This window comes from Mesorhizobium sp. M7A.F.Ca.US.005.03.2.1 (assembly GCF_003997795.1).
GTDB lineage: Bacteria > Pseudomonadota > Alphaproteobacteria > Rhizobiales > Rhizobiaceae > Mesorhizobium > Mesorhizobium ciceri.
In genome coordinates, this window is record NZ_RZRP01000253.1 from 1 (window position 1) to 7,446 (window position 7,446).

A 7,446-nucleotide genomic window follows, 5' to 3' on the forward strand; every position below is an offset into this window, starting at 1 on the left:
GCGATCGTGCTGCCGAACGGGCCCGAGATGGCCACCGCCTTCGTCGCCGTGGCGGCCGCCGCCTCGACGACGCCGCTCAACCCCGCCTACCGGGCCGACGAGCTCGATTTCTACCTGACCGACATCGGCGCCAAGGCGATCCTTGTCGCGGAGGGTGAGACCGGCCCCGCGGTGACGGTGGCCGAGCGCCTCGGCATCGGCGTGCTGCGGCTTGTCGTGCAGCCCGGCACACCCGCCGGCAGTTTTGCTATCGAGGGCGCGGCGATCGGACCGAAGGCCCCGCCCGACATGGCGCAAGACAGCGACATTGCGCTGCTGCTGCATACCTCCGGCACGACATCGCGTCCAAAACTGGTGCCGCTCAGCCATGCCAACATCGCGGCCTCGGCAGCTCATATCGGCGGCACCCTTGGCCTGACGGCCGATGACCGTTGCCTCAATATCATGCCGCTGTTCCACATTCACGGCCTGATCGCGGCCGTGCTGTCGTCGCTGGCTGCCGGCGGCAGCATCTACTGCACGCCGGGTTTCAACGCGCTGCGCTTCTTCCAGTGGCTGAGCGAGGCGCAGCCGAGCTGGTACACGGCGGTGCCGACCATGCATCAGGCGATCCTGGCCCGCGCGGCACGCAACACCGAGGCGCTGGCGGCGGCGCGCCTGCGCTTCATCCGCTCGTCCTCGGCGTCGCTGCCGGCGCAGGTCATGACCGAGCTGGAAGCGACCTTCGGCTGCCCAGTGATCGAATCCTACGGGATGACCGAGGCGGCTCACCAGATGGCCTCGAACCGGCTGCCGCCGGGCCAGCGCAAGCCCGGCAGCGTTGGTGCCTCCGCCGGGCCGGAGGTGGCTGTGATGGCGCCCGACGGGCGGCTGCTCGATGCAGGCGAGACCGGCGAGATCGTCATCCGCGGGCCCAATGTCACGACGGGCTACGAAAAGAACCCGGATGCCAACGCCACGGCTTTCGCGCATGGCTGGTTCCACACCGGCGACCAGGGCGTGCTGGACGGGGATGGCTATCTCAGGGTCACCGGTCGGCTCAAGGAGATCATCAATCGCGGCGGCGAAAAGATCTCGCCACTCGAGGTCGACGATGTGCTGATGGACCATCCGGCGGTGGCGCAGGTCGTCACCTTCGCCATGCCGCATGACAAGCTTGGCGAGGAGGTGGCGGCGGCGGTTGTGCTGCGCGAAGGCATCAGCGCCACTGAGGGCGACATCCGCACCTATGCCGCGACGCGGCTTGCCGACTTCAAAGTGCCGCGCAAGATCCTGATCCTGGACGAGATCCCCAAGGGCGCGACCGGCAAATTGCAGCGCATCGGCCTTGCCGCCAAACTCGGGCTTTGACGATGAAGATCACCATCTTCGGCGCCGGTGCGATCGGCGGCTATCTCGCTGCCAAGCTTGCCGCCGCCGGCCGCACCGATCTCTCGATCGTCGCGCGCGGCGCCCATCTGGAAGCGATCAAGGCAGATGGCCTGCGCCTGATCGAGGATGGCCAGGAGACGTCCGTCCCCGTCCGGGCCGCCGCCAAGGCCGAGGAACTTGGCGTGCAGGATTATGTCGTGCTGGCGCTGAAGGCCCATTCCCTCACCCCGGCGCTCGACCAGATCGCACCGCTGCTTGGGGACCACACATCAGTCGTCACCATGCAGAACGGCGTGCCGTGGTGGTATTTCCACGGCGTCGGCGGGCCACTCGAAGGCACCAGGCTGAACGCGGTCGATCCCGGCGGCGCGATCTGGCAGCGGATTGGACCGGACCGCGTCATCGGCTCGGTCGTCTATCCCGCGGTCGAGGTAGATGCGCCGGGGCTCATCCGCCATGTCGAGGGCAAACGCTTCTCGCTCGGCGAACCCTCGGGCGAGCGCAGCGAACGGGTCACGCTTCTGGCCGAGGAGATGGTCAAGGGCGGCTTGCAGGCGCCGGTGCGCGAAGACATCCGCAGCGAGATCTGGGTAAAACTGTGGGGCAATCTCTCCTTCAACCCGATCTCGGCGCTGACCGGCAGCACGCTTGCCGCGATCGTTGCCGACGAGGGCACCCGCACGCTCGCCCGCACCATGATGCTGGAGGCGCAGGCGATCGGCGAAAGCCTCGGCGTGCGTTTTCCCATCGCGGTCGACCGGCGCATCAAGGGCGCCGGCGATGTCGGCGAGCACAAGACCTCGATGCTGCAGGACCTGGAGCGTGGCCGGCCGATGGAGATCGACGCGCTGGTGAGCGCGGTACAGGAACTTGGCAGGCTAACGGACAAGCCGACCCCGACCATCGATGCCGTGCTGGCGCTGGTGCGGCGGCTGGCGGTGGAACGCGGGTGTTATGGATAATGGGCTCGGGGTTGATCAGCACCGTGGCGAGGGCGCGACGATCCAGGCCTTGAAGCGCCTTGGCCTCATCTCCCAGCTTGACCAGGGTTAGCAGCATGCTGAACGCCATTCACCACGTCGCGCTCATCTGCACCGACTACGACCGGTCGCGACGGTTCTACGTCGAACTCCTCGGCCTCGATCTGATCCGGGAGGTTTATCGGGAGGAGCGGCAGTCATGGAAGGCGGATCTGCGGATCGGGTCGGCCCAAATGGAATTGTTCTCCTTCCCTGCACCGGCGATGCGGCCGTCCCACCCAGAGGCTACAGGCCTGAGACATCTGGCATTCGCGGTGGCTCATCTTGATCCCGTGATTATCCGCCTGGAAGCCGCAGGCGTTGCCGTCGAGCCAATCCGGATCGATCCATACACAGACCAACGGTTTACCTTTTTCAGGGACCCGGATGGATTGCCGCTGGAACTCTACGAAGCCCCATAAGGACGGTTCGATTTCACGATGGGCGCTTTGTACTGACGGTCTCGGTATCGGCGGACCGCGAATCTGTGCTAAGCGCCGCCCAACCAACCAAAGGACGACACCAATGAGCGAACTGACCGTGGCCGAGGCGACCGAGAGCATCTATGCCTCGCTCCGGGCGGACAATGCCGACATCGACACACATATCGCGGCGCTTAAGGCGGCGCTGACGCGAGAGGGGATCAAACAGGCGGTGTTCGATCCGACCAAGCTGGCGCAGAACAACCGCTCGGGCCGCAAGTTGATGCAGGCTTATTTTCGGCAACGCGGCGTGAGCGTGACGTTTTCGGACCAATAGAACCGCGCACGGGCGATCTCAACCGCGCCGTTTCTCGATTCGGTCCGTCGCCATCTGGACGTCGGGACTGCGCTGTATGTTTGCCGCAACGATGTTGATTGCGGCTACCCAAAGCATACATCTGAATGCGGTCGCGTGTTGCGCTTTAAGCGGACATCGGGTCCGCAGTGTGGCCGGGCAACTTGCCCCGACACCGTAGTCTCACCGCCCGAAACTTCCGAGCGTGGCCAGCTGCTTATTGTCCCGTGTCTTGTCGGAATCTTCGATCGCCTCAACCGACTGGATGTATTTGGCAATATACTCCGGTGACAGTCCGTGTTCTCTGCCACCTGCAAGGACAAAGTCCTTATACCAGCTATAAGGTTTGAGGCTGTCGTCGATGTAGTCGGAAGTGGCGAGATATGTAAGGACCTTTCGCCTACGACCTTTGTCATTAATGACCGTGACCGTCGCGTGCTCGTAGCCAATTCCGACGCCTTCGGCCTTGTCTAGCTCAGCACGTTCGGCAGGGTCGAAGCTGAACAGAACCCCGATCACGCTATTCTCGTTGCCAGTGGCCAATGCGTTGCACTTCGCGGACTTGTCGACGCTACGCTTATGAAAACGGAGTTCATGACCCGGCAAGGTGGCGATGCCGAGTGGCTTGCAGCTCGGCATGCGTTCGCGCAGCCGGGCGGTCGACATGTTTGACCCGTAGGCAAAATAGACGACGTGTTCGGGGGGGCCGGTCTCTATGTTCCTCAGCGGTTCGATCGTCCCGGCTTCAGGATCGTTCGTAACGGTACCGTCATTATGCTGCACTCGTCGGTTTCTTCGCCTTCGCGTGTGATGATTGGCCGTCCGTCCTCGAGATCAAGGATTGGAACTGGCCTGCCTGCCCATCCGCAGTCGGCGCAGCGCGGTCGTTCCCAAAGTATACCGGGTGCCTCATTATTTCCGCCATGCTCGGGTTCGAGATGCGGCGAACCGCAGTTCGGGCACTCCGGAGGCACCCCGCGCAACTCGCGAATGATTAGTGATGTCGCCATGCCGATGGCGTGTTGGATCAACGATTGCGCCATCTCGGCATCAATCCAAGTGGCCGACTTTGAATGCGTCAGCCAGTTTGAAAACGTCCATGCGGACTCAAGCGCACTCTTGAGGGTCCCGCGACGCTCTTTGTTGGTGTCGCCCGGCAGAAGATCGTTGCAGATGATCTCCGTCCAAACGCGGAAGTTCGCACGTTGTGGCAGCGTGCCTGTCCATATTGCCGCGTCCTGCGCGACACTGATCAGTTCGAGAAGCGCCTCCCGGCAGCGGACGCCTACAGCTTGATAGTCCGCGAGATTATGCGCTTGCGTCACAGCGGTGCCGGATTCTTCCATCTTCTCGAAGACGGGACCGAACGGGAGTATGCGTAGATCTCCCTCCTGTTGTTTTTCCGTACGCGGAATGCGGAGCATCAGGCCAATATGGAAGGTGAGAGCAAGGTCCATATTTGGGAACTGCTCCTGAGAGTAGAGGTTTGTGCCGCCCGTGATGACCCACCAGCGATCCTTGTTGGTATGGATATCCCACACATCGTGGCGAGTGTTCAGGACAGATTCCGAGTAGACCTTTTGCATAAAGGTCACTTCGAGGTCGGGCGCCTGCCATTCAAAGTATTCCTGGACCTCCTCGATCTCCTCTTCGGTAGCCTTCAACATGATTGTCTCCCGCGAACGCCTGTCATACAGCGCTGCAAAGGGTTTGCGACAGCCTCAACAATAGTCCGATGTCACTGAGCTTTCAAAATCCAGCGCTGCAACGCGGGATATCCGCATTGGGCCAATTTGAGACGTTAGTCCACCGAATTCAGCGGCCGCTGTCACTTGTCGGATGCCGGAACCTGCCGGTCCGTTACCGGCCCATCATGTCGGAGAGGTTTTGGAGCTCGGCCAACCAATGATCCACTCAACTCCTCCATCGGCTGCCGAGTGCATAGGCGATTCATTCCACCAAAATCATAAATCGCGACACTTCTGGCCGTCACTTCGACCGACTCAATAACAGCGATCTGCCGCCGCAAGGGCTTCGGCACGGTGAGCTTGGTCCAGTGCGCCAATCCGTCGGACCGACGCATAGAACCTGACATAGTCGCCCGAGCACAGATCGAACAGGCGGAGAAACGCGGTCACCCGATCGCTATAGACGGAAGTCGCGGCGAGCTTTGCATTGTTGATCGGGGAAGCGAACCAGGCATCGTATCCCCGGTATCGGCCCCAGCGCCTGTCGCGCATGTGTCGGTAGCGCATCCGCAGCCGTTCGATCGCGGCCGTCTTCGCGGCCAGTTTTTGCTCCGAGGTTCCGGCGTTGGAATAGACTTTCGCCAACTCGTCCCGTGTTTGCGACACCAGCGCAAGAAATTCAGCTTTGCGCCTCCGGGCGGCTTCGTAACGGCGCAATGCTGCGGTATCGCCAGCCGCGCGCAGCCATTTTTTCACGCCGGTCGTTTCGACGGCGACAGCGAACGACTCGTTGAATGCGGAATCGTCGTGCACGTAGACGCGCTGGTGGGCCAATTCATGGAACACCAGCCCTGCAAGATAGGTTTTATCCTCGCTGAACATCGTGCTCAGCAGCGGGTCACTCGACCAGCCAAGCGTGGAATATGCGGTGATGCCCGTCACATAGACATCCATGCCCTGTCCTTGAAGTTCGGCAGCGGTTTCAATTGCGGACTTCCTGGAGAAATATCCCCGGTAGGGCACGCAGCCGAAAACGGGAAAACACCATGTTCGCGGCGTCAGCGAGAATGCCGGCGCGGCGAAGACGGCCCATGTCACCGAGTCCCGACCGATATCGACATAGCTGCGGTAGCTGTTGTTGTCGGGCAGCGCCAGTTCATCCGTTGCGAACTGTCGTATGGCGCTCGCCGATGCCATTCGAGCGCGCAATGCCTTCGGCGTCGAAGGGTCCTCGATCAGTTTTCCGACATCCTGGCGCGCCGTCATGATCCGCAGATGACCCTGCACGGATTGCGCATAATATGAAACACTGGTGCAGCCGGTCACACCGGACACCACGATCATAACGGCAACCAATCGAAAGAATGCGCGCATCACGATTTGCCCACAGCAGTGCTCCCGTACCGATCGGGCGATTGTCGCGATTGCCCCAGGTCCCAAGCAGCCGCATCGATTTGATCGAGGTCTATAGCTTTCTAAAGAATCCGGACAGGATATTCGGACCCACTTCCCCAGGGCGCAGTCTGATCCCGTCCTCGAAGCAGTTCAGCGTCATGCATTCGAAGCCGCTGTGTGCGAGGAGTGCCACCAGCGAGTCACGATCGAAGTGGTGGAGGTGCTCGTCGGGAAGACGCATACGCCACGTCCGGAACCAGGCGTCGCCGTCGGCGCCGAGCTCGCGCCAGCGGCAATAAGGGACGGCGACGGCCAGGTAGCGGGCCTTAAGCCGGGCGAGGAAACCCAGATCCGGGATATGCTCAAGCACATCGAACATGGCGACGAGATCCCACGAGCTGGAGAGCGCCTCATCCCAATCGACGAAGCGGACGCCCTTGGGCAGCGGAAACCTGGTTATGTCGCAGCCGGCGCAGTCGGCGACCCCGGTTATTTTCGCGGCTTCGATGAATGTGCCGGTGCCATATCCAATCTCCAGCACGGACCGGGGAATCTCGCCAGTGATCCCCAGCACCCAGCCGAGTCGCTGATATCCGAGCTTGATGGTCCGGTCACTCAGGTCCTCGTAATAGGAAATATACTGCTTGTCATACTTGATCGGTTTGGAGTCGACCTGGTGGATCACGCCAAACCCGTCCACCGCGTAGTTGTCCAACATTGGCGTGCGGCCCCCAGATTCCGGTGCTCAGTCCTTGCCCGCCCGCTTGAAAATCCGCGCATAAAATTCGCCGACGATGCCGCGCCGGAAGATCAGCACGCACACCATGAAGATGAGGCCGGTGGCGATGGTCACCGGAAAGCCGGAAGTGGCAAGCGTGTTTTCCAGGCCAATGACAAGGCTGGCGCCGATGATCGGCGCGACCATGGTGCCGATGCCGCCGAGAAGCGTCATCAGGATCACCTCGCCCGACATCTGCCAGGTGACGTCGGTGAGCGTGGCGAACTGGAAAACGATCGCCTTGAGCGAGCCGGCCAGCCCGGCCAGGGCCGCCGACATGACGAAGGCGCCCAGCTTGTAGTTGGCGACGGAATAGCCCAGCGAAATGGCGCGGTTCTCGTTCTCGCGGATCGAGCGCAGGATCATGCCGAACGGCGAGTTGACGATGCGCCAGATGGCGAAGACGCCGATCAGGAAC

The 7,446-nt window shown here is 61.8% G+C and carries 8 protein-coding genes and 1 pseudogene; 4 read left to right on the top strand and 5 right to left on the bottom strand.

All coding sequences use genetic code 11. The annotated features are described in order from the left end of the window. The 4 genes from EN991_RS15845 to EN991_RS15860 all read left to right on the top strand — a co-directional run. The coding region (locus tag EN991_RS15845; RefSeq protein ID WP_127369106.1) for an acyl--CoA ligase at nucleotides 1-1,350 on the top strand (1,350 nt) is incomplete at its 5' end. Nucleotides 1,351-1,352: 2 nt separating this feature from the next. Continuing rightward, entirely contained in the window at nucleotides 1,353-2,333 is a 981-nt protein-coding gene (locus EN991_RS15850; RefSeq protein ID WP_013528521.1) for a 2-dehydropantoate 2-reductase, read from the top strand. Nucleotides 2,334-2,428: 95 nt separating this feature from the next. Beyond that, entirely contained in the window at nucleotides 2,429-2,812 is a 384-nt protein-coding gene (locus EN991_RS15855; protein ID WP_127369107.1) for a VOC family protein, read from the top strand. A 103-nt stretch (nucleotides 2,813-2,915) separates the two neighbouring features. After that, on the top strand, nucleotides 2,916-3,149 hold the full coding sequence (locus tag EN991_RS15860) for a hypothetical protein (RefSeq protein ID WP_024502111.1): 234 nt from the start codon (nucleotides 2,916-2,918) through the stop codon (nucleotides 3,147-3,149). A gap of 201 nt (nucleotides 3,150-3,350) precedes the next feature. Here the strand turns inward: EN991_RS15860 and EN991_RS40895 are convergent, their stop codons facing one another. From EN991_RS40895 to EN991_RS15880, 5 genes and pseudogenes are all read right to left on the bottom strand, one after another. After that, nucleotides 3,351-3,833, bottom strand: a complete 483-nt coding sequence (locus EN991_RS40895; RefSeq protein WP_245460980.1) for a gamma-glutamylcyclotransferase family protein — start codon at nucleotides 3,831-3,833, stop codon at nucleotides 3,351-3,353. Between the two features lie 56 nt (nucleotides 3,834-3,889). Next, on the bottom strand, nucleotides 3,890-4,834 hold the full coding sequence (locus tag EN991_RS40900; RefSeq protein WP_245460981.1) for a hypothetical protein: 945 nt from the start codon (nucleotides 4,832-4,834) through the stop codon (nucleotides 3,890-3,892). 336 nt (nucleotides 4,835-5,170) lie between these two features. Then, nucleotides 5,171-6,229: an aminopeptidase gene (locus tag EN991_RS15870; protein ID WP_127369108.1), complete on the bottom strand. Its 1,059-nt coding sequence runs from the start codon at nucleotides 6,227-6,229 to the stop codon at nucleotides 5,171-5,173. Nucleotides 6,230-6,320: 91 nt separating this feature from the next. Continuing rightward, a complete protein-coding gene (locus EN991_RS15875) occupies nucleotides 6,321-6,968 on the bottom strand; it encodes a class I SAM-dependent methyltransferase (RefSeq protein ID WP_024502114.1) in 648 nt (215 codons plus the stop codon). A 27-nt stretch (nucleotides 6,969-6,995) separates the two neighbouring features. Then, nucleotides 6,996-7,446: pseudogene (locus EN991_RS15880) on the bottom strand (branched-chain amino acid ABC transporter permease); the annotation flags it as partial.